Here is a 25,087-nt window from a genome sequence, read left to right as displayed (position 1 = left end):
TGCCCACGCCCGCGGCCAGCAGCACCCACGGGTGCGCCCGCCCGGCGCCGAACGAGGCGCCGGCCAGGGCGCAGGCGGTGGTGGCGAGGACCCAGCAGCCGACCAGCGCGGGGGGCGGCGCGTCGATCCCGAAGCCGATGCCCAGTGCGACCGTGGCGAGGACGACGGCCACCATGGCCAGCACCGTGCCGCCGGCTCCCAGCAGGATCGCCAAGCCGTCGGCGCCGTGGCAGCCCTGCTCGACACCCTCGGCGACGTCGGCGGCGGTGCAAGGGCGCGGTGGCGCCGAGCGCGCGTACCCGGTGCCGGCGAGCCACCCCGGGCCCGCCGTGCAGAGCGCGGCCACCAGCGCGCCGAGGACCGGGCCGAGCAGACCGCGGCCCGGCGGTGCCGGCGTCCCGTCCTGGTTCGAGATCACGGCGCAATGGTATCGACCAATGCGCGGCAGCCGGCCCAACTCGGCGCGGCCGCCGGGGGACCGGCGCACCAACGGGCCGCGCCACACCGGTGAACGGGCGGCGGCGGGGACCACTCCCGACCGCCGCCCGCGGGGCCGCACGGCGAACGGACCGGCGGCGACCGTGGGGCGCGCGCTTCGGCCTTCGAACGCATTGGGTCCGTCCAAGCGTGCCTGCGAACCGTCGGCCCGGGGCCCAAAGTAATCGCGGATTCCCACCAGGTGCGTCCCCCACCTGCCGGACCGAAGGCTGCAACCAGCGCGGTACGCACGGGCCTCCTGCAACCAGCGCAGTACACCACCACTCCTGCGGAGGCGACTCTTCGAGATCAGCGGCGTTCGGTCGTCCGGGCGGGCGTACCGGGCCGGGTAGTCCCTCTGCTCCGACAGCCCGAAAACCCCTGGCAGTTCGCCTGTCCGGCCCGGAGAATCCGGTCGCATGGGAGTCGACATCCACGGGTTCGTCGAGTGCCGGGTCACGCGCGGAACGCTCGACGACGGCACCGGGCGCTGGCATGCGGCGATGGACCTGGACCTGCTGTACGGCGGTCGGAGCTACGACGCCTTCGGCTGCCTGTTCGGCGTCCGCAACCACGCCTGCTTCCGTCCACTGGCCGCAGACCGCGGCCTGCCCGCCGACGTGTCGCCCCGGACCAGGCGGGCGCACGAGCAGTGGGCTCCCGACGGGCACAGCCAGTCCTGGATCAGCTGGGCGGAGCTGGCCGCGGTGGACTGGGACGAACCCGCCGAGGCCGTGGACGAGCGGGTGCACGAGTACACCCGCGCGCCGGACGGGGGGTGGGTCCGGACGGGCAAGTCGTTCCGTGCTCCCCACACCCGGTCGGAAGGCGCCGAGTGGGTCGAGGACGGGACGCTGCTGCGCGTCGTGCGACTGGCGCGCCGGGACGCCGTGCCGCAGGACGGTGAGTGGGCGCCGGTGTGGCAGGTCATGGGCGCCCTGGCCGACGTCCACGGCGCAGCGAACGTCCGACTCGTCGTCTGGTTCGAGAGCTGACCGCACCGTCGGAGCTTCCACCGTCCCTCCGGTTCGCTATCTTGTTCGCTCGCACCCGCACGTCCCCCGCGAGACCGGACGGAGACCCGCCCCTTCATGCCCGCCACTCCCGCCACCGAGGATCCGCAGCCCCCGGCGGCGTTGCCCCTCACCACCTGTTTCCGGCACCCGAAGCGGGAGTCGTACATCCGCTGCACCCGGTGCGAGCGCTTCATCTGCCCGGACTGCATGCGCGACGCGCCGGTGGGCCACCAGTGCCCGGAGTGCGTGAAGTCGGGGCAGCGGAGCGTGCGTCAACCCCGCTCGCGCTTCGGGGCCCGGGCGGGGACGAAGCCGGTCCTGACCTACCTGCTGATCGCGCTCAACGTGCTGGTCTACCTGGCCGAGCTCGCCGACCGGCACGTCGTCGACCGGTTCGCCGACCTGGGCCAGGGGGTGAGGGGTCCCGACGGCGCCTTCTACGTGGTCGCCGGTGACTCGCTGCCGCCCGGCTTCCACGCGGTCGGCATCGCGCACGGCGAGTGGTACCGCCTGATCACCTCGGCCTTCGTGCACCAGTTGCCCACCGGGGGCGCGTTCGGCATCACCCACATCCTGCTCAACATGGCCTCGCTGTGGATGTTCGGCCGGGTCGTGGAGGAGCAGCTGGGCCGCCTGCGGTTCCTCGCCCTCTACCTGGTCTCCGCGCTCGGCGGCTCGGTGCTCTTCTACCAGCTGGACCCCACCGGGTCGGCGGTCGGCGCCTCCGGTGCGATCTTCGGGCTGATCGGCGCCTACTTCCTGATGACCCGCCGGATGCGGTACGACCCGCTGGGCGGCGGGCGCCAGCTGATCTACGCCGTCGTCTGGCTGGTCGGCTCGGCCGGCATCACCGCCTGGCAGGGTCACCTCGGCGGCCTGCTGGCCGGCAGCGCGGTGGGGGCGGCCTTCGTCTTCGCCCCGCGCGCGGGGCGGGCGGTGATCCAGGCGCTGGCCGTGCTGGCGGTGGTGGCGGTGCTGGTCCTGCTGGTGGTGGCGAAGAACGCCGACGTGGTCTCGTCGGTGCCCTGGGGCTGACGCCCGCGGAACCGGCACGCGCACGCCACGGCCCCCGACCGCGTGACTGGCGCGGTCGGGGGCCGTGGTGTGCGGGGCCGCAGGGCGCGGGCCGCGGGCGAGCTACGGCACTACGGCTTCCAGTAGTCGCCGGCCATCACGAGGTAGACGATGGTCTTGATGGTCTCGCCGAAGTAGCCGTCCCCGAACGGGTTGGTGCCCAGCTGCTTCCAGATGGCGTCGGTCCACGCCTGGTCGCCGGCGGCCATCGCGGCCGGGCCGACCGAGTCGCCGGCCTCCTCGGCCTGGTCGCTGGTCGAGTAGGCGGTGCAGTTCAACTTGGTGTGCGGGTAGACCTTCTGCGGGTTGCCGCCCGACTCGCCCTTCAGGCAGGCGGATTCGAGCTTCGCGGTGGCGTAGGAGACCGCGGCGGTCGAGGAGCCGTAGAGCAGCGCGTCGGTGCCCAGGTGCCAGGGGACCCGGATGGAGTTGTAGCCGACGATGTTGTCGGGCTGGCTCTCCTGGTAGTCGGCGGGGGCGGGCTTGGGGCTGGTGGTGTTGGCGTTCACCACGAAGTCGGAGAGCAGACCGCCGCTCGCCGAGTAGGACTTGGTGAACTCGCTGATCACCGCCTCGGTGCGGGTGACGACCTTGTTCCAGTCGTGCGCGGTGTCGTAGGCGGCGAAGGCGCGCAGGTGGTCGAGCATGAAGTCGGAGGGCCGGGTGTCGGTGCCCGGACCGTCGTCCTCGCACTTCAGGTGCCCGTCCGAAGCCACGTCGTGGGCGTAGAAGTTGGCGAGCCAGGCCTTGGCGTCGGCGGTGTAGCCGCCCCACTGCTTGTCGGCCAGGATCAGCCCGTAGCCGATGTCGAGGTCACCGTCGGTGGCGCCGTCGGGGGTGCCGCTGTCGGCGTACTTGCAGGTCTTGCCGTCGAGCTTCCACTGCATCAGCCCGTTGGCGTCCTTGTGGTCCTTGACCAGCTGCCACAGGCCGTTGAACTCGGCCTGGGCGTTGGCGTCGTAGCCGGCCATCAGCGGGACGATGTTCATGCCGTAGCCCTGGCCCTCGGAGACCGGGCCGTTGTTCGGGGCGTCGCCGTCGCCCTTGGTGGAGACGTAGTACTCGTTGGAGGCGCAGCCCTTGTGCAGGTAGGTGGCCTTCCAGGAGTCGTACTGCTTCTGGACGGCGGCGTCCCGGCTGGCCTGCGAGGCGGAGGGCAGCACGCCGACCTGGTAGGCGGTGTGGGTCGGGAAGGGGTGGGCGGTGGAGGCCGCCGAGGCGGGGGCCGCGCCCGTCATGGTCAGGCCGAGGGCGGCGGTGGCGAAGGCGGTCCCGACCGCGACGAGGGTGCGCAGGCGGGGGGAGGGGGCACGATGGGCCATCAGAACTCCTCGTGGGGGAGAAAGTTAGGAAAGTTTCTTAACTAAGTAGGGTCATGTCAAGACCCTGGGCCGCACCGGCTTCGGCCAGGGGCCATGATGGGAGGTCAGCGGGCCGCGGCGGTCCGAACAACGGTCGGACGGAGCGGACATGGCGCAGCACCTGGTGGTCGTCGGCGGCGACGCGGCGGGGATGTCGGCGGCCTCGCAGGCCCGGCGCCGGCGCGGACCCGAGGAGCTGCGGATCACCGCCTTCGAGCGCGGCTCCTTCACCTCCTACTCGGCCTGCGGGATCCCCTACTGGGTCGGCGGCGAGGTGGCGGAGCGCGACGCGCTGATCGCCCGCACCCCCGAGCAGCACCGCGCCCGCGACATCGACCTGCGGATGCGCACCGAGGTGACCGCGATCGACCCGGCCGGCCGCCGGGTGCGCAGCCGCGACCTGGCCACCGGCGCCGAGCGGTGGACCGGGTACGACCAGCTGGTGCTGGCCACCGGCGCCGAGCCGGTGCGGCCGGCGCTGCCGGGCTTCGACGCGCCCGGCGTCCACGGGGTGCACACGCTGGACGACGGGCAGGCGCTGCTGGAGACGCTCGCGCGGTTCGACCCGCGGGGCGTGGGCCGGCCCGAGCGGGCCTGGCACGCGGTGGTGGTCGGCGGCGGCTACATCGGCATCGAGATGGCCGAGGCGATGCTGCTGCGCGGCTACCGGGTCACCCTGGTGCACCGCACGCCCGAGCCGATGCCCGGCCTCGACCCGGACCTGGGCGTGCTGGTGCGGCGCGCCCTGGAGCGGCTCGGCGTCGAGGTGGTGCCCGGCGCCGAGGCCACCGAGGTGCTGCTCGGCGCGGACGGCCGCCCGCGCGCGGTGCGCAGCACGGCGGGCGAGCACCCGGCGGACCTGGTGGTGCTGGGCCTGGGGGCCCGGCCGCGCACCGAGCTGGCCCGGGCCGCGGGACTGGCGCTCGGGGTGCACGGCGGTCTGCGCACCGACCCGACGATGCGGGTGCTGGACGCGGACGGCGCACGGGTGCCGGGCCTGTGGGCGGGCGGGGACTGCGTGGAGGTGCTGCACCTGGTCTCCGGGCGGCACGAGCACGTCGCGCTGGGAACGCACGCCAACAAGCAGGGCCTGGTGATCGGGCGGAACCTGGGCGGCGACGCGGCGCAGTTCCCGGGCGTGGTGGGGACGGCGATCACCAAGGTGTGCGACCTGGAGATCGCCCGGACCGGGTTGAACGAACGGCAGGCGGCGGCGGCCGGCCTGCGCTGGACCGCCGCCGTCATCGAGTCGACCGCGCAGGCCGGTTACTTCCCGGACGCGGCCTGGATGACCGTCAAGCTGCTGGCCGAGCAGGGCAGTGGGCGGCTGCTCGGCCTGCAGATCGTCGGTGGTGCGGGCGCGGCGAAGCGGATCGACGTCGCCGCGGTGGCGCTGGGCTGCCGGCTGACGGTGGAGCAGCTGGTCTTCCAGGACCTGGCCTACGCCCCGCCGTTCTCACCGGTCTGGGACCCGGTGCTGGTGGCCGCCCGGAAGGCGGCCGGTCAGCTGGGCCGGATGTAGGGACCGTGCTGCCCCCGGTCCGTCAGTTGACGAAGACCGGCGGGGTGCCGGGCTTGCTGACGTCCAGCACCGGACCGTAGAGGGCGGTGAAGTAGCCCATCGGGAAGCAGGTGCCGGGGCCGCTGCTGCGCACGAACGACTGGTTGACGAAGCCGATGGTCTGCGCCGTGTTCGAGGTGGTTCCGGACAGGCTGGTCGGCTGCGCCTGGTAGCCGCAGGTGATGTTGCCCAGCAGGCTCCTGAGCACGATGGTGGTCTGGATCGGGCCGGCCGTGCCGGGGCTGAGGGTGACCGGGTTGCCGGCCGCGTCGCTGACGGAGTTGGTGTACGTCAGGTTGTTGACGGTGACGCTCAGCACGGCGGTGACGCCGGGGATCCCCACCGCGGTGCAGCCGCTGAAGGTCTGGCTGTTGAGCGTCTCGACGGCGGTGCCCGGCGCGGACGGGTTGGCGGTGACGGTGGAGTTGAAGGCGGAGGCGGTGCACTTGACCCCGGTGCCGCCGGCGGCGGTGGAGTACAGGGTGGCGATCGTGCCGCTGGAGAGCGAGGCGGTCAGCACGTCGCCCACCGCCACCGGGCTGCCGCCGGCACTGCCGTAGGTGAGCACGTTCGGGGTGGCCGCGTCGGCCGACAGGGCGGGCACGGCGGCAAGCGCGAGGGCGGCCAGGGCGACGCCGAGACAGCGGGTTTTGCGCATGAGGGATCCTCGTTTCCACTGGGTGGGGGTGGCGGCGTGCACGTGGGGGTGCACGGGTCGAGAGGTCCGCCGGGTGCCGGCGCGGGGGCTCGCGGCGGGTGCCGCGGGCCGCGGGGCGGGTCGGAGGGCGGGGCCGCGGGTCAGGCCGCGGTGCGCAGGCCGGGGCCGCGGGTCAGGCCGCGGTCGGATCCGGCCGCGGGTCCGGTCGGTCGGGCGGGGCGGGCCGGTCGGGCCGGCTGGGCCGGGCTAGTGCCGGGTGGTGGCGGCCTGACCGGCGGAGGCGTCGAGCGCGCCGGTGAGGTCGGCCAGGCTGCCGTCCAGGGCCAACGCGGTGTCGGTCTGCTGGAAGTTCACCGATCCCTTGCCGGCGGCGGAGGGGATCCCCATGGTCCAGTCGATGAGCGGGTCGAGGATGCCGCCGAGCCCGCAGCCGGAGGCGCCCGGGACGGCGAAGGTGTTGTCCACCAGGGTGGCGCCGGCGAAGGAGGCGACGATCGCGTCGTGGCCGTTCGGGTCGGCGTTGACCGCGATGGTGCCCGGGTCGCCGGTCATCGGCTTGCCGGGTGCGGGCGGCGCGGTGGTGCCGGTGGTCGGGTGCAGCACGATCGGCGCGCTGTTGGAGCCGATGTAGCAGTTGTCACCGAAGAGCGCGTTGTGCAGGTGGAGCTTGATCGGCAGCTTGAAGACCGGGTAGGACTCGCCGGCCGCCAGCGGGGTGAAGTCGGTGACCGGCCCGGCCAGCTCCACCTGGGCGAAGACACTGGTGAGGCCCGGCAGGAAGTTGATGATGCCCGGGATGGTGATCTCGGCCGGCTTCGCGGTGAGCAGCTGTCCGGTGGCGGGCGACACCGTGGCGTACTGGTTGGCGCTGCTGCCGTCGGGGAAGTTGACCACCGGAGCGGACTTGTCCCAGTACACCCCGAACTGCAGGGTGATCGGCGAGGTGAGAGGCACGGTGGTGGAGCCGATGGTGAAGCTGCCCGCACGGGTGACCGAGACCACGCAGCCGACCTGGAGGTTGTCGGGGTTCTGCAGGGCGGGCGAGGTGACCGGACAGCCGCCCATCCCGGCGTACGGGCCGCCGGGGGAGCCGGTGAGGCCGGCCGCCTGGGCGGGGGCCGCGCCGGCCAGCAGGGCGACCGTCGCCAGGCCGGCGGTGATCGGGGCAAGTCGCTTGAGGGAACGGGTTGTTCGACGCATGTCGGTACTCCTCGCGGCACGGTGGGCGAACGGGAGTGCGGCACAGCCCCGCCGGGGGATCCGGGCCGCTCGGCGCCACGAGCGATGCACTGGAGAGGTCGCCGGAAATCCGTGCACCGGACTGTGCGGCTGCCACCGCGGACCGGCGTCTGCTCCGACATACTGGGGGCCTGACGTCCCCACCCTGGACCCGCCCGGCGGGCTGCGAACCGGCATCGTGCGACAGGGCCGCACCGGTGCCGACAAATAGAAAACCTGGGAAGGTTCTAAACCTGGCTCAACGCCAGCGTCAAGGGATGGTGCGGAAGTTGCAGATAAATCTTGAACTCGGCGGACCCTCAAGCGACTTCGTTCTCCCCGGGACGCGCAGTGGGCGCGACCCGTCCCGTTCGATCCGGCGCGGACCCAGCCGGCTGCCCCCGGAGGTGGTCGCCGCCACCCAGCGCGAGCGACTGCTGGACGGGGTGGTGCACACCGTCGCCGCGTGCGGCTACGCGGGGGCCCGGGTCAGTGACATCTGCCAGGCCGCGGGGGTGACCAGACCGGTCTTCTACGAGCAGTTCAGCGGCAAGGAGGAGGCGTTCCTGGCCGCCCACCGGCACGGCACGGCGGTGGTCATCCGGCGGATGGAGGAGGCGTTCGCCGCCCAGCAGGACTGGTGCGCGGGCCTGCACGCCGCATTGCGGGTGGTGCTGGTGATACTCGCGGAGGTCCCGGCCTTCGCCACCATGGCGGTGGTCGAGGTGGACGCGGTCGGGCCGGCCGGGCGGCTGGTGCGCGAGCAGCTGCGGGTGCGGATGCGCCGGCTCTTCGTCGGCTGCCCGGTGCCGCCGCAGACCGTCTCGGCGGAGTTGCTGGTGGACTCGGTGGTGGGCGGGGTGTACTCCGCGATCTACCGCCACATCGCCGCGAACCGCCATGCCGAACTGCCCGAACTGCTGCCGACCCTGGCCTACTTCGCCCTCGCGCCGTTCCTCGGCCCGGCGTCCGCGGCGGACCGCCTCGCGCTCGCCGAGCAGGCCGGCGCCGGCTGGCGCAAGCCGGTCCTGGCCTGCGTGCTGGACGAGTCCTCGCCCGCCGAGGCGGTGCCCGCGCCGCGCGGCACGCTGCGGACCGGTGAGATCCGCGTCTCCCGGCCGGGGCCGCGCGCGAACCCTTGACCCTCCGCTTACCGCGAGGTAACTTCCAGTCAACTGCCAGGCTTCCTGATAGATCGTCAAATCCCCTGCCAGGGACGATGATTGATCGCCGAGTCGAGCAGCTGTCCGCGCCAGGACAACGTGTAGGTGTGATCACAGGTCCCCCACTACCACCCTGGAGCATTCATGGCCCTGTCCGAAGAGCCCACCGTCGAGGAGCCCGCCGGCGAGGCGGCCGCACCGGCCGCCACCGGCCGCGGCCGGGTCCGGCTGCGCCGCGCGGCCCTGATGGCGATACCGGCCTGCGTGGCCGGCGGCGTCCTGATGGCCCTGACCGCGCAGGGAGTACTGGCGGCCCAGTTCTCGATATCCGGCATGGCCTTCACGGTCACCGCCGACCGGATGGACGGCACCGGCTTCGAGCAGTTCGGCGGCCTGGACAACATGGTCGACAACAGCCCGAACGCCGGCGACACCGGCGGGCAGGTGCTGGTGGCGGTCTCGGCGATCAAGAACGCCACGCTGACCAACCTCTGCCAGAGCGTCAACCTGGGCGGCACCAACCTGCGGATCACCGCGGGCCGCGGCAGCACCCCGGTGACGGCCGAGGGTCTGACCACCGACTCGGACCTGCTGACCGGCGACGCCTCGTTCAACAACATCGAGATCGGCGGCGACGCCAGCACCTTCACCAAGGCGGGCGTGGCCGGGCCGGTCGGCGTCTTCGGTCAGCAGGCCGACACCGTGACGATCGTCAACCTCCGGCAGCACAACTACGCGACCACGGCGGCCACCTTCAAGTTGCCCGGTCTGAACCTGAGCTTCAGCGACCAGGCCTGCTGACGTGACGGACGACGCCCCCGACCTGCCGGCGCCCAAGGCGCTGTGGCCCGAGCTGCCACAGCCCGAGGCGGAGCCGGCGCCGGCTCCGAATCCGCCGGCGGCCCCCGACGCGGACGCGGACGCCGACGCCGATGCCGGCGCCGACGCGGAGCCCGTGCCGCAGCCGGCCCAGGGCCAGGCCCAGGTCCAGGGCCAAGCCCAGGGCCAGGCCCAGGGCCAGGCCCCGGTCCAGGCCCAGGCGCCCGACCAAGGGCCCGACCAGGCGCCCGCCGAGGCCGGCGACGAGGCCGCCGAGGGGGTCCGCCCCGAGGCGGCCGACGGGTCGGCCGACGGGCTCCACGGCGAGGACCCCGTCATGGGGGCGCTCGCCACGGCCCGGCGCTCGCTGCGCGCCTGGCGGGGGCGCCGTCCGTTCTGGGGCGGCCTGCTGGTCACCCTGGCGGGGGCCGAGATCCTGGTGACCGAGAAGGCGCCGCTGCCGGTGATCCTGCACATCGGCATGCAGGGCCTGGCCGGCTACCTGGTGCCGACCGTGCTGCTGCTCTGCGGGCTGCTGCTGCTCTTCAACCCGGCCCAGCGGATCTTCTACTCGATCATGGCCATGCTGCTCACGCTGGGCAGCTGGGTGACCTCGAACCTCGGCGGTTTCCTGCTGGGGATGCTGCTCGGGCTGATCGGCAGCTCGCTGGCCTTCGGCTGGCTGCCCGACCAGCCGGCCCGCCGCCGGCTGCTGCGCCGGCGGGCCCGTGCGCGGGAGCGCGAAGGCGGCGCCGCGACCACCCCCGGCGCCGCCTGAGCGGGCTGTGTTAGGGCATTCGTATGACAAGCACAGGAATCCTGCCCGGAATCGGGCAGGATTCTTTGTTTTTTCAGATTGCAGACCTAGGCTCACTCTCCGTGCCGACCTCACCGACTCCCCCCGCCGCCGCCCAGCCGCCCTTCGCGGACCTGGTGGGCCACCTGACCCGGACCAGCGTGCTGGGTCCGCGGGAGGCCGCGCGGGTGGTCGCCGAGGTGCTGGCGTACTTCTCGGAGAGCACGAGCGAGTTCGTCCAGCGCCGGCACGGAGAGCTGCAGGCCCGCGGCCTGACCAACGAGCAGATCTTCGCCCGGATCGCCGAGGAGCTGGCCACCCGCCGGGTCGCGGCCCCCGAGCTGTCGGCCCGCCAGCTGCGCCGCATCGTCTACGGCTGACCACCCTCGCGCCCCACCCCCGAGCACCCCGCCGGCCGTCGGCGACCAGCCGTCACCCGTCACCCGCTACCCAGGAGCCACCATGTGCGGAATCGTCGCCTACATCGGTCCCAAGGACGCCACCCCGTTCCTGCTGGAGGGCCTGCAGCGCCTGGAGTACCGGGGCTACGACTCGGCCGGCGTCGCGGTCACCGGCAAGGGCGCGGGCCTCAAGCTGCGCAAGGCCAAGGGCCGGGTGGCCGACCTGGCCGCCACCGTGCCGGCCCGTTTCAAGGGCTCCACCGGCATCGGCCACACCCGCTGGGCCACCCACGGCGAGCCGAGTGACGCCAACGCCCACCCGCACCTGGACAACGCCGGGCGCTTCGCGGTCGTGCACAACGGCATCATCGAGAACGCCGACCAGCTGCGCGCCCGCCTCACCGCCGAGGGCGCGGTCTTCGCCTCGGAGACCGACACCGAGGTGCTGGTCCACCTGATCGCCGCGCACAGCGCCGAGGGCACCGACCTGGAGGAGGCGGTCCGCTCCTCGCTGGCCCTGGTGGTCGGCACCTACGGCATCGCGGTGCTCGACGCCGAGCAGCCGGACCGGATCGTGGTGGCCCGCAACGGCAGCCCGATCGTGCTCGGGATCGGCGAGAAGGAGATGTTCGTCGCCTCCGACGTGGCGGCGCTGGTGCGCTACACCCGCCAGGTGGTGCACCTGGAGGACGGCGAGCTCGCGGTGATCCGCGCCGAGGGCTTCCGCACCTTCACCGAGGACGCCCGCCCCACCACCCGCCAGCCCTCCACCGTGGACTGGGAGATCGACTCCTACGACACCGCGGGCCACGCGCACTTCCTGGTCAAGGAGATCCACGAGCAGCCCGCCGCCGTCGAGCGCACGCTCAGCGGCCGGCTGGACGAGCGCTTCGCCACCGCCCACCTGGGCGGCCTCAACATGGACGCCCGCGAGCTGCGCGACATCCGCCGCGTGAAGATCATCGGCTGCGGATCGGCCTACTACGCCGGGCAGATGGGCGCCCAGCTGATCGAGGAGCTGGCCCGGATCCCGGCCGACAGCGAGCCGGCCTCTGAGTTCCGCTACCGCAACCCGGTGATCGAGGCGGACACCCTCTACGTGGCGGTCAGCCAGTCCGGCGAGACCTACGACACGCTGGCGGCCGTGCAGGAGGTCAAGCGCAAGGGCGGCCGGGTGCTCGGCGTGGTGAACACCGTCGGCAGCGCGATCGCGCGGGCCTGCGACGGCGGCATCTACCTGCACGCCGGCCCGGAGATCTCGGTGGCCTCGACCAAGGCGTTCACCTCCACCGTGGTCGCCTTCGCGCTGCTGGCCCTGCACTTCGGCCGGATCAACGACCTCTCGCCGGCCGACGGCCGCCGGATCGTCGAGGGCCTCAAGGCGCTGCCCGGCCAGATCCGCGAGATCCTCGAGCAGGAGAAGGAGATCGCCGAGCTGGCCGCCGAGTACGCGAACTGCCAGGGCATGATGTTCATCGGCCGGGTGCGCGGCTACCCGGTGGCCCGCGAGGGCGCGCAGAAGCTGAAGGAGATCAGCTACGTGCACGCCGAGGCCTACCCGGCCAGCGAGCTCAAGCATGGCCCGCTGGCCCTGATCAGCCCCGAACTGCCCACGGTGGCCCTGGTTCCGGACGACGAGCTGCTCGACAAGAACCTCACCACGCTGGGCGAGATCCGGGCCCGGGCCGGCCGCGTGCTGGCGATCGCGCACCGCGCGCCGGACCCCAAGCTCGCCAACCACAGCGTGCTGGTGCCGCGCAACGAGCCGGAGTTGGACCCGCTGCTGCTCAACATCCCGCTGCAGCTGCTCGCCTACCACGCGGCGGTGGCCCTGGAGCGGGACGTCGACAAGCCGCGCAACCTGGCCAAGTCGGTCACCGTGGAGTAGTCCGCGCCCGCCCACGCCCCGGGCCCGGCCGCCTCGATGCGCGGCCGGGCCCGGACCCGTTGCCCTCCGCTCTGCCCCTGCGGCCCTCCACGGGAGGTGGCCCGGCGCCGTAGACAGGTCCTGCCGCGCCTGCGACCGCAGCGCGCCCCCGGGGGGAAGGGACTGGCCCGTGCGCGGTCACGAGCAGGCGCCGCCGGGCCCGGCGGGCCCGCAGCACCGCCCGCCCGGGCGGCCGTTCGCCGCGCAGGCTGCCGCGCCGGCGCCGCCGACTCGCCGCGCACCCACCCCGCAGACGATCATCGCCCTGCAGCGCGGCGTCGGCAACGCCGCGGTGGCGCGGCTGCTGCGCGACGACGGACCGCCGCCGGCCGTCCAGCGCGCCCTGTGGGTGACCCACCACGACCCGACCGCGGTCAGCAGCAGCAAGGACGAGAGCAGGGGCACCACGACGGAGATCAGCGATCCCGTGGAGTTGATCGAGCTGCTGCGGTTCTCGTCCTCGCAGTCGCCGCTCGACCTGGACGTGCTCGATGACGCGGAGGCCCTGGTGCTCGAGATCACCAGGGCCTACGTCGCGTCGTCGACGCCGATCCGGATCACGCTGGACGAGCTGGAGTCCGACATCAAGAAGCGGCTGACGCTGATCAAGTACATGAGGTTCATCAACGGCGACGACTCCCCGTTCAGCTATTCCAGTGCGAACGAGTGGACGATGCCGAAGGGTTGGCGGAGCATCCGGGCCAAGGGCGCCGATGACGACGAGGAGAGGCCGACGATCCACGAGAACGTGGCGTACCTGTCGGAAGGCGACCACCACAGTGTGATCAAGGACCTGTTCCGCGGGGGCAGGGACGAGGCGTTCTACACCGACTGCTCCTTCGTGATCACGGCCCTGCACTACCGGGCGCTCGCCGAGGCCCTCAACCCCGCGGAGTTCAACGCGCGGTACCCGAAGGGGGTCGTCCTGCATCCCGCCGGGTACGGCCTGGACCTCCCCGGCGAGCAGCACTGGGAGAACAACGCGCCGCTCGTCCACGGCCCGAACCCGGCGGTCAGCCCGGTGCCGCTGAGCGGCATCAGCGGACCGGCGGACCTCGTCCCCGGTGACTGGGTGTACTTCGAGAACTTCTCGACCTACGACGCCACGCACGCCGACACGGCCAACTGGGCGGGCGAGCACTCCCTCTACATGGGAGACGGGACCTTCCAGGGGTTCGGCAGCGACACGGACCCGTGCAGCTACCAGGAGATGGTCCGGAAGCTGATCTCGGCCTACAACACCGGACTCGAGGACGGTGCCGCACGACGAACCGACCTGGAGAAGTCCCCCCGGTCCATCAGCGGGCAGCTGCCGGGCATCACCGGCGTCTGGCGGCTGCGCAAGGTCGTGGACGGTGCCGCCGCCCACGTCGAGCAGGCGGACTCGGACGCGGACTCGGACACCGACGAGAAGACCCACAGCGTCGCCCCGACGAAGGGGAAGAAGCGCAAGAAGAAGAAAAGGGGCGGCCACTAGAACGGTCCGTCAGTCGGCCTCGGCCAGCGTGAAGGCCGTGTTCACCAGCGCCACGTGGCTGAACGCCTGGGGGGTGTTGCCGAGTTGGTGCCCGCTGAGCGGGTCCCACTCCTCCGAGAGCAGGCCCAGGTCGTTGCCCAGGCCCACCGCCCGGTCGAAGAGCTCGCGCGCCTCGGCCACCCGGCCGACCGCCGCGAGCGCGTCGGCCAGCCAGAACGAGCAGGCCACGAAGGCCCCTTCGGAGCCCGGCAGGCCGTCCAGCCCCAGCGTCCGGTCGCTCCCGGTCCGCCCGTGCCCGCGCGCGGCCCGCGCCGCCGGCCCGGCCGGCGGGCCCGCGACCCCGTCCGCGTAGCGCCGCACGAAGCCGCCGTGGTCCAGGCCCTCGCGCACCGCCTCCACCGTGCGCAGCACCCGCGGGTCGCGCGGCGGCAGGAAGCCGGTCTTCGCGACGAAGAGCGTGGAGGCGTCCAACTCCCGTCCGCCGTAGGCCTGGACGAAGGAGCCGACGTGCTCGTCGTAGCCGTGCGCGCAGACGTCGCGGTGGATCGCGGTGCGCAGCGCGCGCCAGCGCTCGACCGGCGCGGGCAGCCCGGTGGCCTCGGCCAGCTGCACGGCCCGGTCCGCGGCCACCCAGCACATCACCTTGGAGTGCACGAACTGCCGGCGCGGGCCGCGCACCTCCCAGAGCCCCTCGTCCGGGTCCTGCCAGTGCTCCTCCAGGAAGGCCATCAGGTGCCGCAGCAGGCTCCAGACCTGCCGCTCCATCGGCACGCCGGCCGCCCAGGCCAGCTGCAGGGTGTCCACCACCTCGCCGTAGACGTCGAGTTGGAGCTGGCTGACGGCCGCGTTGCCGAACCGCACCGGCGCCGAACCCCGGTAGCCGGGCAGCCAGTGCGCCTCGGTCTCGGGCAGCCCGCGCTCGCCGGCCACCCCGTAGACCGTCTGCAGGTCGCCGGGATCGCCCGCGATGGCCCGCAGCAGCCAGCGCCGCCAGGCCGCCGCCTCCTCGCGGAAGCCGCCGCGCAGCAGCGCCGAGAGGGTCATGCTGGAGTCGCGCAACCAGCAGTAGCGGTAGTCCCAGTTGCGGATCCCGCCCTCCGCCTCGGGCAGCGCGGCGGTCGGTGCGGCCACGATCCCGCCGGTCGGCGCGTAGGCGAGCGCCTTGAGGGTGATCAGCGAGCGCAGCACGGCCGGCTGCCAGGGCCCCTGGTAGCGGCAGCCGGCCGACCAGCGCTGCCAGCGCTCGGCGGTCCCGCGCAGCGCGCGCAGCGGGTCGGTGGGGCGGGCGGCCGGCCGGTGCGAGGGCTGCCAGGTCAGTACGAACGGCACCACCTCGCCGGCGGTGACGGTGAACTCCGAGCGGGTGGCGCCCTCGTGGCCGAAGGTGTGGACGCCGCCGGGCACCCGCAGCCAGGCCGAGTCCGGCCCGGCCACCGCCACCCGGTGGTGGTCGGTGCGCCGCACCCAGGGCACGATCCGCCCGTAGTTGAAGCGCAGCCGCAGCTCGCCGCGGAGCGCCACCGCCCCGCGCAGGCCCTCCACGATCCGGATCAGCTGCGGGTCGCGGTCGCGCTGCGGCATGAAGTCGGTGATCCGCACTGCGCCGTCGGGCCCCTCCCAGAGCGTCTCCAGGACCAGCGTGCCCTCCCGGTAGCGGCGCGAGAGCCGGTAGTCGCCCGGCTCGGGCGGGGCCAGGCGCCAGCTGCCGTGCCGCTCGTCGCCGAGCAGGGCCGCGAAGCAGCTGGGGGAGTCGAAGCGGGGCAGGCAGAGCCAGTCGACCGAGCCGTCCCGGGAGACCAGAGCCGCGGTCTGCAGGTCGCCGATCAGGGCGTAGTCCTCGATCCGTCCCGCCATGCCGCCATTGTGCGCCGCCCCGGCCCGCTCCGCCGGGCGGTGCCCCGTGGGGCGGTGCGGGCCCGGTGCGGGCACGGCATGCGGCGCTCCCGCGCCTGACGCCGAGCCCGGTGACGGGGCGTGAACGGCCCTGGCAGAAGCGGTTACCGGTTGCCATCGGAGTGCGTCCGTAGGATGATCTTTGTGCCTCTTGTCTATTTCTGCCTCGGAAGGGGTCCCTGATGCGGAGACCGCCCTGGGTACCCGCGGGTATGGATCTTGACCGACCGGCCGCGGCCCGCGTGTACGACTACTACCTCGGGGGCTCGCACAACTTCGCCGCCGACCGCGAGATGGCTCGCAAGGCGATCAAGATGTGGCCGGACCTGCCGCTGATCATGCGCGCCAACCGGGCCTTCCTGCGCCGCGCGGTCACCTTCCTCGCGGAGGAGGGCTTCACCCGCTTCCTGGACATCGGCTCCGGCATACCGACCTTCGGCGCGGTGCACGAGGTGGCGCGCGAGATCCGCCCGGAGAGCCGGGTGGTCTACGTGGACAAGGACCCGGTGGCGGTGGCGCACAGCCGGCTGCTGCTGCAGGACGACCCGCTGTGCCAGGTCGTGGACGCGGACCTGACCGACCCGGCCGAGCTGCTGGCCCGTCCCGAGGTCGCCGAGCTGCTGGCGGCCGGCGAGCCCGTCGCGCTGCTGCTGGTCGCGGTGCTGCACTTCGTCGGCGACGACGAGGACCCGGAGGGCATCGTGCGCACCCTGCGCGACGCCCTGCCGCCGGGCAGCGCGCTGGTGATGTGCCACGCCTCGCTGGAGGGCCGCCCCGACCAGGCCGAGACCCACCAGGACCTGTACAACCGCACCCCCACCCCGCTGACCATGCGCACCAGCGAGCGGATCACCAAGCTGTTCGACGGCTTCGAGCTGGTCGAGCCCGGCGTGGTCTACCTGCCGCAGTGGCGCCCGGACGAGCCGGCCGCGATCGTCGAGAATCCCGAACGGATGGTCGGCGTGGTCGGTGTGGGGCTCTTGCCGTGAGCACCCCGCCGGCGGGCGACAGAGCCCTGACCCGCGCGCCGGCCCCGGGCCGGGACACCCCCGACCCGGAGGACTGGGCGCGGCTGCTGCGCACCGGCCAGGGCGGTGCGATGCACCCCGGCGCGCTGCACCGGCTGGTGACCCGCACCACCGCGCTGCTGCACGGCGCCCAGCGCCAGGAGCGGCTGGACAGCGGGTCGGCCGCCGAGGCCGGCGCGCTGCTGGTCGAGGCGCACTTCACCGACCCCGACCTGCTGGCCCGGGCGATCGGTCTGCTGCACGCCGGCGAGCCGCAGGACCCGCGCGGCGCCGAACTGGCCGGCGCCTTCGCGGCCGGCTGGGCCGCCGCGCTGCGCGAGCGCACGCTGCAGGAGCAGGAGGCCATCCGGCTGGCCGCCGACACCGCCCGCCGGGAGGCCGAGCGGGCGCTGCGCGAGTCCGAGGCGCGCTTCCGGGCGCTGTTCGAGAGCGCGGCCATCGGCATCGGCATCGGCGACGTCCACGGCACCATCCTGGCGGCCAACAAGGCGCTGCAGGACATCTTCGGCGCCCGCCCGGAGGACATGCAGGGCCGGCGGGTCAACGACCTGGTCCACCCCGAGGACACCCCGGGGGTCTGGGAGGCCTACGAGGAGCTGGTCAGCGGCAAGCGCGAGCACTTCTCCTTCGACAAGCCCTACTACCGCCAGGACGGCGAGGTGGTCTGGACCCACCTGACCGTCTCGCTGATCCGCGACGACGAGGGCGTGCCGGTCTACCAGGTGGCGATGCTGGAGGACATCACCGACCGCTACCGCCTCCAGGAGCGGCTGCGCCACCAGGCCACCCACGACCCGCTGACCGGGCTGCCCAACCGCTCGGCCTTCTTCGAGCGGCTGGAGGCGGTCTTCGAGTCGCCCGAGCCCGGAGCGCGGTTCGGCCTGTGCTACGTGGACCTGGACGGTTTCAAGGTCGTCAACGACAGCCTCGGGCACGAGATGGGCGACCAGCTGCTGGCGGCCGTCGCGCTGCGCCTGGAGGCCGCGCTGCGCCCGCTGGGGCACCTGGTGGCCCGGCTGGGCGGCGACGAGTTCGTGGTGCTGCTGGAGGACTGCCGCGGCGAGCAGGAGGCGGTGGCGGCGGCCAAGACGGTGCTGGCCGCGCTCGCCAAGCCGGTGCCGATCGACGGGCACCGCCTGGCGATCGGTGCCAGTGTGGGGGTCCTGGAGCGGCCGGTGGCGGCCACCACCCCGATGGCCGCGGTGCGGGCCGCCGACCTGACGCTGTACCGCGCCAAGGAGGAGGGCCGCGGGCGCTGGACGCTCTTCGACCCGCAGCGCAACGCCCGTGCGGTGAGCCGCTACGCGGTCTCGGTGCGGATGCCGGTGGCGCTGGACCGCGGCGAGTTCTTCATCGACTACCAGCCGCTGTGCGACCTGGCCGACGGCTCGCTCTCCGCGGTCGAGGCGCTGGTGCGATGGCGCCACCCGCAGCTGGGCGTGCTGGGCCTCGACGAGTTCATCGGCACGGCCGAGGAGACCGGCCTGATCATGCCGCTGGGGCGCTGGGTGCTGGAGCAGGCGTGCGGTCAGGCGGCCGACTGGCACCGGCGGTTCGGCGACCGGGCCCCGCAGATCAACGTCAACCTGGCGGTGCGTCAGGTCCGCAACGCGGGCCTGGTGGCCGACATCGACCGGATCCTGCGCTCCTCGGGCCTGGACCCGAAGCGGCTGCAGCTGGAGATCACCGAGAGCGCGGTGGTGGGCCCGGAGGACGAGTCGCTGCGCGCGCTGCACTCGCTGGTCGACATGGGAGTCTCGCTGGCGATCGACGACTTCGGCACCGGCTGGTCCAACCTGGCCTACCTGCGCGACCTGCCGGTCTCCAACCTGAAGATCGCCGGCTCGTTCGTCAGCGACCTCAAGGACTCCGGGCGCGAGCACGTGCTGGGCTGGCGGATCGTGGGCGGTTTGGTCTCGCTGGCGCACACCCTGGGACTGACCGTGACCGCCGAGGGCGTGGAGAACGCCGACCACGCCGAGCGGCTGCGCTCGATGGGCTGCGACCGGGCCCAGGGCTGGCACTTCGGGCGTCCGGCCCGCCCGGAGGAGATCGTCCGGCGGATCATCGAATCGGACAGAACGTAGGTCATCGGTAAATAAGATCCTGAATTGCCGCAAATCCCCTTGACGCGGCGGCAGTCGGGTGGCCATGATGGGTCCCAGGCACCGCATCGAGAGGAATGCGCGAGGTAGCCCCCGCGAGAACCTCCCGGTCACCGCCCCGAGGAGCACTTCGCCACCGGGGCGGCGGGCATCAGGAACCGCTTCGCCGGCTCCGCCCCCTCTGCCTTTCGCCACCGGCACCCCAGGTGCCGCGCGTCCCGGTCGCCCCAAGCGCCCGGGAAGTGGACGGCCAGCCCGACCCTCCTCCCGCGCCGCGCAGGCACGGGATCCGCGGGTACCCGACCGCCGTCCCGCTCGTTCCCCACGGGCTCCCCGCCGCGCTCGCGGTCTGCCGCCCGTTCCGTACACAGGGCACCGCCCGGCCGCCCGATCCGCCGGCGCGCCCGCCCTCGTGCCTCCGGAGAGGCAGTCAGCCATGAACACCACCCTGCCCCCTGGCGCCCAGGGGCGCCGCGCCGACGACCGCCTGCTGCGGCGCTCGGGCGACCGGGCCCCGCGTCGACGCACCGTCAGCCTGGTCGTACCGGCCCGTGACGAGGCCCGCAACATCCCCTGGGTCTTCGAACAGATCCCGCGCTGCGTGGACGAGGTCGTGCTGGTCGACGGCGACTCGGCGGACGCCACCCTGCGGGTGGCCACCAACTGCCTGCCGGCCGTGCGCACCGTGCCCCAGCGCGGTCCCGGCAAGGGCAGCGCGCTGCGCACCGGGTTCGCCGCCGCCACCGGCGACTACGTGGTCATGATCGACGCGGACGGCTCGATGTCGCCCGGCGAGATCCCGCACTACCTGCACTTCCTCGACCACGGCTACGACTTCGTCAAGGGCTCGCGCTACCTCAGCGGTGGCGGTTCGCTCGACCTGACCACGATCCGCTCGCTGGGCAACCGCGCGCTGCTGGCCCTCGTCAACCGGCTCTACGACGCGCAGCTGACCGACCTCTGCTACGGGTACTGCGCCTTCCGGCGCAGCTTCCTGGACACCCTGGACCTGCGCGCCACCGGCTTCGAGATCGAGGCCGAGATGACCGCGCACGCCCTGCGCCAGGGACTTCGGGTCGCCGAAGTCCCCAGCCTCGAACTCCCTCGCCGCAGCGGGCGCTCGCACCTGCACGCGGTCTCGGACGGCCGACGGGTACTGCGGACCCTCATCGCCGAGCGCCCTGGCGCCCGGCCCGCACAGACGAAGGCCGTGGGGGAGCGATGAACGGCACCGACCAGAGCGCCGAGGCGGCCTGCCCGCGCCTTGCCGCCCGCGATTCGCTCTACACCCCCGTCACCGTGGTCGAGTTGGACCTGGCCCACCCGGACGAGCTGCACAGTCCGGGCGGCCGCGGCCACACGCACCCCGACGGACGCGTGTTGGCGTTGGTGCGGCTGCACGGACACCCGCTCGGACTGGTCACCGCCAGCGGTGCCCCCGGCGACCGCGCCGGACTGCACCGGGCCCTGGTCGAGGCCGCTCATCGTCACCTGCCGGTGACAGAGACCACCGCGACGCCGCCGGCGCACCCCAGTCGGGCGGGGTGCGCCGCGGCGCCCGCGGGCCCGCCCCTGATCAGCGTCGTCGTCGCCACGCACGACCGGGTGGACCAACTGCGGCTCTGCCTCGACTCCCTGCTGCGGAACGGCTATCCGCGCTACGAGGTGATCGTCGTGGACAACGCCCCCTCGGGCGACGAGGCGATGACCCTGGTCCGGGACCGGTACGCCGGCCGGGTCCGCTACCTGCGCGAGCCAGTGGCGGGCCTGGCCCGGGCGCACAACCGGGCGCTGCGCGCCGTGCGCGGCAGCATCTGCGCCTTCACCGACGACGACACGCTGGCCGACCCGGGCTGGCTGGCCGCGCTGGCCGCCGCCTTCGGCCAGGACCGGCGGATCGGCTGCGTGACCGGGCTGATCCTGCCGGCCGAGCTGCGGACCGCCACCCAGGCCACGCTGGAGCGCCTGAGCGGCTTCGGCAAGGGCTTCGAGCCGCTGCGCTGGTCGCTGGCCGACCCGCCCGGCGACCCGCTCTTCCCCTTCACCGCGGGGCAGTTCGGCACCGGCGCCAACATGGCCTTCCGCACCTCCACGCTGAACTGGGTGGGCGGCTTCGACCCCGCCATGGGCACCGGCACCCCCGCCCGCGGCGGCGACGACCTGCTCGCCTTCTTCCGGACGCTGGCGGCCGGCTACACGGTCGCCTACCAGCCCGACGCGGTGATCTGGCACCGCCACCGCAGCACCCCGCAGGCCGTGCCGGCCCAGGTCTTCGGCTACGGCGCCGGCTTCGGCGCCTTCCTGGCCGCCGCGCTGGCCGCCGAGCCCGGCATGCTCCCGGCGCTGCTGCGCCGGCTGCCGGGCGGCGTGCGGCACGCGGCCCGGCAGGCCGCGCAGAGCGGGCGCGCCGGCGACCCGGACGGCAACGCACCGGGCCTGGGCCTGCTGCACCTGCGCGGACTGGCCTACGGTCCGGTCGGCTACTGGCGCAGCCGGCTGCAGGCCCGCCGGATGGGCGGCTAGCCATGACCGCGCTGCGCCAGGCCCCGCCGCAGAGCCGCCTCTGCGGCTACCCGGAACTGCTGCGCACCCGGCTGCGGATCCTGCTGCCGGGCCGCTCCGGCCGTCCCGAGGCCGCCCTGCTGCTGCGCAACGGCCATCTGCTGACCCTCAGTTCGATCCTCACCGCCTCCCTCGGCGCGGTCTTCTGGCTCTTCGCCACCTCCTGGTACAGCACCCGCGACGTGGGTCTGGCGTACGCGGTGATCTCGGCGGCGACCCTGCTGGCGGGCCTGGGCCAGCTCAACCTGGCCGACGTGCTGATCCGCTTCCTGCCCGCGGCCGGGCCGCACGCCCGCCGCCTGGTGCTGCGCTGCTACGCCGCCGCCGTGCTGGCCAGCGTGCTGGCCGGGGTGCTCTTCCTGGTCCTGGTCCCGCGACTGATCCCCAGCCTGAGCTACCTGCGCGACTGGGCGCCGGCGGCGGCCTTCCTGGCCGGCACCGCCGGCTACGCGCTCTTCGTGGTGCAGGACGGCGCGCTGACCGGCCTGCGCCGCCCCGGCTGGGTGCTGGCCGAGAACGGCCTGTTCGCGGTGGTCAAGACGCTGCTGATGGTGGCCTGCGGGCTGCTGGCGCTGAGCGCGGGCATCCTGCTCTCCTGGATCGGCGCGCTGGCCGTCTCGCTGGCGGTCACCACCGCCTACCTGCTGGGCCGGGCGCTGCCGCAGCACCAGCGCCGCCGCCCCGCCGACCCCGCGCCGGACGGCCTGCTGCGCTACGCGGCGGCCGACTACGTCGGCTTCCTGTTCCGGCTGGCGGCCTACAACCTGGTGCCGCTGCTGGTCCTGGACTACCTGGGACCCGAGCAGAACGCCTACTTCTCGCTCTCCTGGGTGATCGCCTACACGCTCTTCCTGGCCGCCTACAACATGGGCAGCTCGCTGATCGTGGAGGCCGCCCGGGCCCCGGAGAAGCTCGCCGAGCACGCCCGCACGGTGCTGCGGCACAGCGGTCTGCTGATCGCCGCCGGCGCCGCCGTGCTGATTGTGCTGGCCCCGCGGCTGCTGTCGCTCTTCGGCCCCGGCTACGCCGCCGAGGGCACCACCACGGTGCGGCTGCTCGCCCTGGCCGCACTGCCCAACCTGGTCCTGGACGTCGCCGTGGACGTGGCCCGGGCCCGGCGCCGGCTCGGCTGGGCGGTCGGCCTGCAGGCCGCGCTCTGCGCGCTGGTGCTGGGCCTGGGGATGACCCTGATGCCGCACCTGGGCCTGACCGGTATCGCGCTGGCCTGGCTGCTGGCCGAGACCGCGCTGGCGCTGCCCCTGCTGCTCACCCTGCCGCGCTGGCTCCCGCAACGGAGGCCGTCATGAACCGCCCGCCCGTCCCCGCCACCGCGACAGCCCCCTCCACCGCGCCGCCGGGCACCGCCCCGCCGACCCTGACCGTGGTGATCTGCGCCTACACCACGCGCCGCTGGAGCGACCTGCTGGCCGCCGTCCGCTCGGTGCGCGAGCAGCGCCACCCGGTGGAGGAGCTGGTGCTGGTGATCGACCACTGCCCCGAACTCGCCGAGCGCGCCCGGCGCGCGCTGCCGGACGTGCGGGTGATCGCCAACCGGGAGCGGCGCGGCCTGTCCGGCGCCCGCAACACCGGGGTCGGCGCCGCCCACGGCGAGGTGGTCGCCTTCCTGGACGACGACGCCGTCGCCGACCCCGACTGGGCCGGCCGGCTGCTGGCCGGCTACCGCGACCCGGCGGTGCTCGGCGTCGGCGGCTTGGTCCGCCCCTGGTGGGAGAGCGGGCGGCCGGCCTGGTTCCCGCCGGAGTTCGACTGGGTGGTCGGCTGCTCGTACACCGGCCTTCCCGAACACCCGGCCGTGGTACGCAACTTCATCGGCGCCAACATGTCCTTCCGGCGCGCCGAGGTGCTCGCCGCCGGCGGTTTCCGCACCGAGCTGGGCCGGGTCGGCACCCGCCCGGTCGGCGGTGAGGAGACCGAGCTGTGCCTGCGACTGGTCGCCCGCCACCCCGGCGCCGTGCTGCGCTACGACCCGTCGGCGGGCGTGCGCCACCACGTGCCGGGCGAGCGGACCCGCTGGCGGTACTTCCGCGCCCGCTGCTTCGCCGAGGGGCGCTCCAAGGCGGTGGTGGCCCGCTTCGCCGGTCCGCAGCGGGCTCTCGCCAGCGAGCGGCGCTACCTGCGGGCCACCCTGCCGCAGGCCGCGCTGCGCACCCTGCGGCCCGCCGGGCGCACCGACCCCGCCGGCCCCGCCGTGCCGTCCGGCGGCGACCGGCTGCGCGCGCTGGGCGCGCTCTCCGCCGGCGTCGGCGTCACGGTGGCCGGGTACCTGGTGGGCCGCACCGCCGCGAGCTCCGACCCGGCCCGCACCGCGGCCGGCACCGCCCCCGGGGAGCCGGTGGGCCCGAGCTCGGGGAGCGGGCCATGACCGCCGTCCCGGTCCTGCTCTACCACTCGGTGAGCGCCGATCCGCCCTCCTGGATCGCCCCCTTCACCGTCAGCCCGCAGGTCTTCACCGAGCAGCTGGACCGCCTCGCCGACAGCGGCCGCACCGTGGTGCCGCTGCGCCGGCTGGTGGCCGCCCAGCGCGGCGGGCCGCCGCTGCCGGAGAACTGCGCGGTGCTGACCTTCGACGACGGCTTCGCCGACTTCTACTGGACGGTCGCCCCGCTGCTCTCCGAGCGCGGCCTGCCGGCCACCCTCTACCTGACCACCGGCGCCGTGCACCCCCCGGGCGAGGAGCCGCCGGGCAGCCTGCTGCCGCCCGCCGAGATGCTCAACTGGCGCCAGATCACCACCCTGGACGCCTACGGCTTCGAACTGGGCGGACACACCCGCACCCACCCGCAGCTCGATACGCTCGCCCGCGGCCGGCTCTGCGAGGAGGTCTCCGGCTGCAAGGACGTCATGGAGGAGGCGCTGGGTCACCCGGTGACCAGCTTCGCCTACCCGCACGGTTACTCCAGCGCCGCGGTGCGCCGCAAGGTGCGCGCGGCGGGGTGGACCTCGGCGTGCGCGGTGGCCAACCAGTTCAGCTCGCAGGCCGACGACCCGCTGCGGATCGCCCGGCTGATGGTGCGCGCCGACACCGGGGCGACGCAGTTCGAGAGTTGGGTCCAGGGCCGCGGCGCCCCGGTCGCACCGCGCCCCGAACAGCTGCGGACCAAGGGCTGGCGGCTCTACCGCCGCACCCGGGCCGCGCTGGGCCGGCCGGTCGGGGGGCCACCGACGGACTGAGAGCCACATCGCGGCACGCACGCGGCACCGAACCGCCGCCGACCGGCCCACCGCGGACCGGCTTCGGATGCGCTCACTTCGGCCGACTGGGAGGCTGAATCATGGTCGACGCACAGACCCGGACACCGCCGGACGCGGTTCCCGACGGCCGCCACCGCGCCGGTCCGGCGCCCACGGTGCTGGATCCGCTGCAGGACGTGCGGCAGTTGACCGGCCGCCTGCTGGCCGAGGCCGAGCGCGGTGACTGGCTGGACGCCTTCCTGCTCGCGGCGGGCGCGCTGCAGGTCGTCGAGCACCGCTTGCAGGGCGCCGACCGGCGCCGCCCGCGCCCGGCCGGGCCGGCGGGGCCGTCCGAGCCG

General features: G+C 73.8%; 22 protein-coding genes. 17 read left to right on the top strand and 5 right to left on the bottom strand.

Going from position 1 to position 25,087, the window contains the following annotated elements:
* Window positions 1–418: hypothetical protein (locus tag ABD323_RS13760; RefSeq protein ID WP_344441759.1), on the bottom strand; the 418-nt coding region annotated here is incomplete at its 3' end.
* A gap of 478 nt (window positions 419–896) precedes the next feature.
* Between ABD323_RS13760 and ABD323_RS13755 the strand changes: the two genes are divergently transcribed.
* Complete coding sequence (locus ABD323_RS13755) at window positions 897–1,472, top strand: hypothetical protein (protein WP_344441758.1); 576 nt, start codon at window positions 897–899, stop codon at window positions 1,470–1,472.
* 96 nt (window positions 1,473–1,568) lie between these two features.
* Window positions 1,569–2,528 (top strand): rhomboid family intramembrane serine protease, encoded by a 960-nt coding sequence (locus ABD323_RS13750; RefSeq protein WP_344441757.1) that lies wholly within the window; start codon window positions 1,569–1,571, stop codon window positions 2,526–2,528.
* Between the two features lie 110 nt (window positions 2,529–2,638).
* On the opposite strand, the gene ABD323_RS13745 is transcribed toward ABD323_RS13750, so the two are convergent.
* Complete coding sequence (locus ABD323_RS13745) at window positions 2,639–3,889, bottom strand: glycosyl hydrolase family 8 (RefSeq protein ID WP_344441756.1); 1,251 nt, start codon at window positions 3,887–3,889, stop codon at window positions 2,639–2,641.
* 148 nt (window positions 3,890–4,037) lie between these two features.
* Between ABD323_RS13745 and ABD323_RS13740 the strand changes: the two genes are divergently transcribed.
* A complete protein-coding gene (locus ABD323_RS13740) occupies window positions 4,038–5,450 on the top strand; it encodes an FAD-dependent oxidoreductase (RefSeq protein WP_344441755.1) in 1,413 nt (470 codons plus the stop codon).
* A gap of 22 nt (window positions 5,451–5,472) precedes the next feature.
* Here ABD323_RS13740 and ABD323_RS13735 read toward each other — a convergent pair whose 3' ends face one another.
* Together ABD323_RS13735 and ABD323_RS13730 are read right to left on the bottom strand one after the other, a co-directional pair.
* Window positions 5,473–6,147: a Tat pathway signal sequence domain protein gene (locus ABD323_RS13735; protein WP_344441754.1), complete on the bottom strand. Its 675-nt coding sequence runs from the start codon at window positions 6,145–6,147 to the stop codon at window positions 5,473–5,475.
* Window positions 6,148–6,393: 246 nt separating this feature from the next.
* Entirely contained in the window at window positions 6,394–7,347 is a 954-nt protein-coding gene (locus ABD323_RS13730; protein WP_344441753.1) for a hypothetical protein, read from the bottom strand.
* Between the two features lie 308 nt (window positions 7,348–7,655).
* Between ABD323_RS13730 and ABD323_RS13725 the strand changes: the two genes are divergently transcribed.
* The 6 genes from ABD323_RS13725 (at window position 7,656) to ABD323_RS13700 (ending at window position 13,948) form a co-directional block, all read left to right on the top strand.
* The gene (locus tag ABD323_RS13725) at window positions 7,656–8,507 is read left to right on the top strand and encodes a TetR/AcrR family transcriptional regulator (RefSeq protein WP_344441752.1); all 852 of its coding nucleotides are present in this window, start codon (window positions 7,656–7,658) and stop codon (window positions 8,505–8,507) included.
* 165 nt (window positions 8,508–8,672) lie between these two features.
* Window positions 8,673–9,329 (top strand): DUF6230 family protein, encoded by a 657-nt coding sequence (locus ABD323_RS13720; protein WP_344441750.1) that lies wholly within the window; start codon window positions 8,673–8,675, stop codon window positions 9,327–9,329.
* A 1-nt stretch (window position 9,330) separates the two neighbouring features.
* A complete protein-coding gene (locus ABD323_RS46000) occupies window positions 9,331–10,125 on the top strand; it encodes a DUF6114 domain-containing protein (RefSeq protein ID WP_425555982.1) in 795 nt (264 codons plus the stop codon).
* A 101-nt stretch (window positions 10,126–10,226) separates the two neighbouring features.
* Window positions 10,227–10,523 carry a hypothetical protein gene (locus tag ABD323_RS13710; protein ID WP_344441749.1) on the top strand — a complete coding sequence of 99 codons (297 nt, stop codon included), beginning with the start codon at window positions 10,227–10,229 and terminating at the stop codon, window positions 10,521–10,523.
* An 82-nt stretch (window positions 10,524–10,605) separates the two neighbouring features.
* Complete coding sequence (glmS, locus tag ABD323_RS13705; protein WP_344441748.1) at window positions 10,606–12,432, top strand: glutamine--fructose-6-phosphate transaminase (isomerizing); 1,827 nt, start codon at window positions 10,606–10,608, stop codon at window positions 12,430–12,432.
* 169 nt (window positions 12,433–12,601) lie between these two features.
* Complete coding sequence (locus ABD323_RS13700; RefSeq protein WP_344441747.1) at window positions 12,602–13,948, top strand: hypothetical protein; 1,347 nt, start codon at window positions 12,602–12,604, stop codon at window positions 13,946–13,948.
* A gap of 9 nt (window positions 13,949–13,957) precedes the next feature.
* On the opposite strand, the gene ABD323_RS13695 is transcribed toward ABD323_RS13700, so the two are convergent.
* Window positions 13,958–15,802: a glycoside hydrolase family 15 protein gene (locus ABD323_RS13695; protein ID WP_344441746.1), complete on the bottom strand. Its 1,845-nt coding sequence runs from the start codon at window positions 15,800–15,802 to the stop codon at window positions 13,958–13,960.
* A 221-nt stretch (window positions 15,803–16,023) separates the two neighbouring features.
* Between ABD323_RS13695 and ABD323_RS13690 the strand changes: the two genes are divergently transcribed.
* The 8 genes from ABD323_RS13690 to ABD323_RS13655 all read left to right on the top strand — a co-directional run.
* Window positions 16,024–16,830: an SAM-dependent methyltransferase gene (locus tag ABD323_RS13690; protein WP_425555981.1), complete on the top strand. Its 807-nt coding sequence runs from the start codon at window positions 16,024–16,026 to the stop codon at window positions 16,828–16,830.
* Window positions 16,827–18,956: a putative bifunctional diguanylate cyclase/phosphodiesterase gene (locus ABD323_RS13685; RefSeq protein ID WP_344441744.1), complete on the top strand. Its 2,130-nt coding sequence runs from the start codon at window positions 16,827–16,829 to the stop codon at window positions 18,954–18,956. Before ABD323_RS13690 ends, ABD323_RS13685 begins: the two co-directional genes overlap by 4 nt.
* A gap of 454 nt (window positions 18,957–19,410) precedes the next feature.
* On the top strand, window positions 19,411–20,199 hold the full coding sequence (locus ABD323_RS13680) for a glycosyltransferase family 2 protein (RefSeq protein WP_344441743.1): 789 nt from the start codon (window positions 19,411–19,413) through the stop codon (window positions 20,197–20,199).
* On the top strand, window positions 20,196–21,497 hold the full coding sequence (locus ABD323_RS13675) for a glycosyltransferase family 2 protein (protein ID WP_344441742.1): 1,302 nt from the start codon (window positions 20,196–20,198) through the stop codon (window positions 21,495–21,497). The genes ABD323_RS13680 and ABD323_RS13675 overlap by 4 nt, the downstream gene beginning before the upstream one ends.
* Before the next feature lie 2 nt (window positions 21,498–21,499).
* Complete coding sequence (locus ABD323_RS13670; RefSeq protein ID WP_344441741.1) at window positions 21,500–22,843, top strand: lipopolysaccharide biosynthesis protein; 1,344 nt, start codon at window positions 21,500–21,502, stop codon at window positions 22,841–22,843.
* Entirely contained in the window at window positions 22,840–23,919 is a 1,080-nt protein-coding gene (locus ABD323_RS13665; RefSeq protein WP_344441740.1) for a glycosyltransferase family 2 protein, read from the top strand. The genes ABD323_RS13670 and ABD323_RS13665 overlap by 4 nt, the downstream gene beginning before the upstream one ends.
* Window positions 23,916–24,728, top strand: coding sequence for a polysaccharide deacetylase family protein (locus ABD323_RS13660; protein ID WP_344441738.1), 813 nt, complete (start codon window positions 23,916–23,918; stop codon window positions 24,726–24,728). The genes ABD323_RS13665 and ABD323_RS13660 overlap by 4 nt, the downstream gene beginning before the upstream one ends.
* 101 nt (window positions 24,729–24,829) lie before the next feature.
* A partial coding sequence (locus ABD323_RS13655) for a hypothetical protein (RefSeq protein ID WP_344441736.1) occupies window positions 24,830–25,087 on the top strand: 258 nt, incomplete at its 3' end.

Source organism: Kitasatospora nipponensis, assembly GCF_039528135.1.
In the GTDB taxonomy this organism is placed as follows: Bacteria; Actinomycetota; Actinomycetes; order Streptomycetales; family Streptomycetaceae; genus Kitasatospora; species Kitasatospora nipponensis.
The sequence above is the reverse complement of the archived record's forward strand: the minus strand, read 5'-3'. Positions and strand labels throughout refer to the sequence as shown.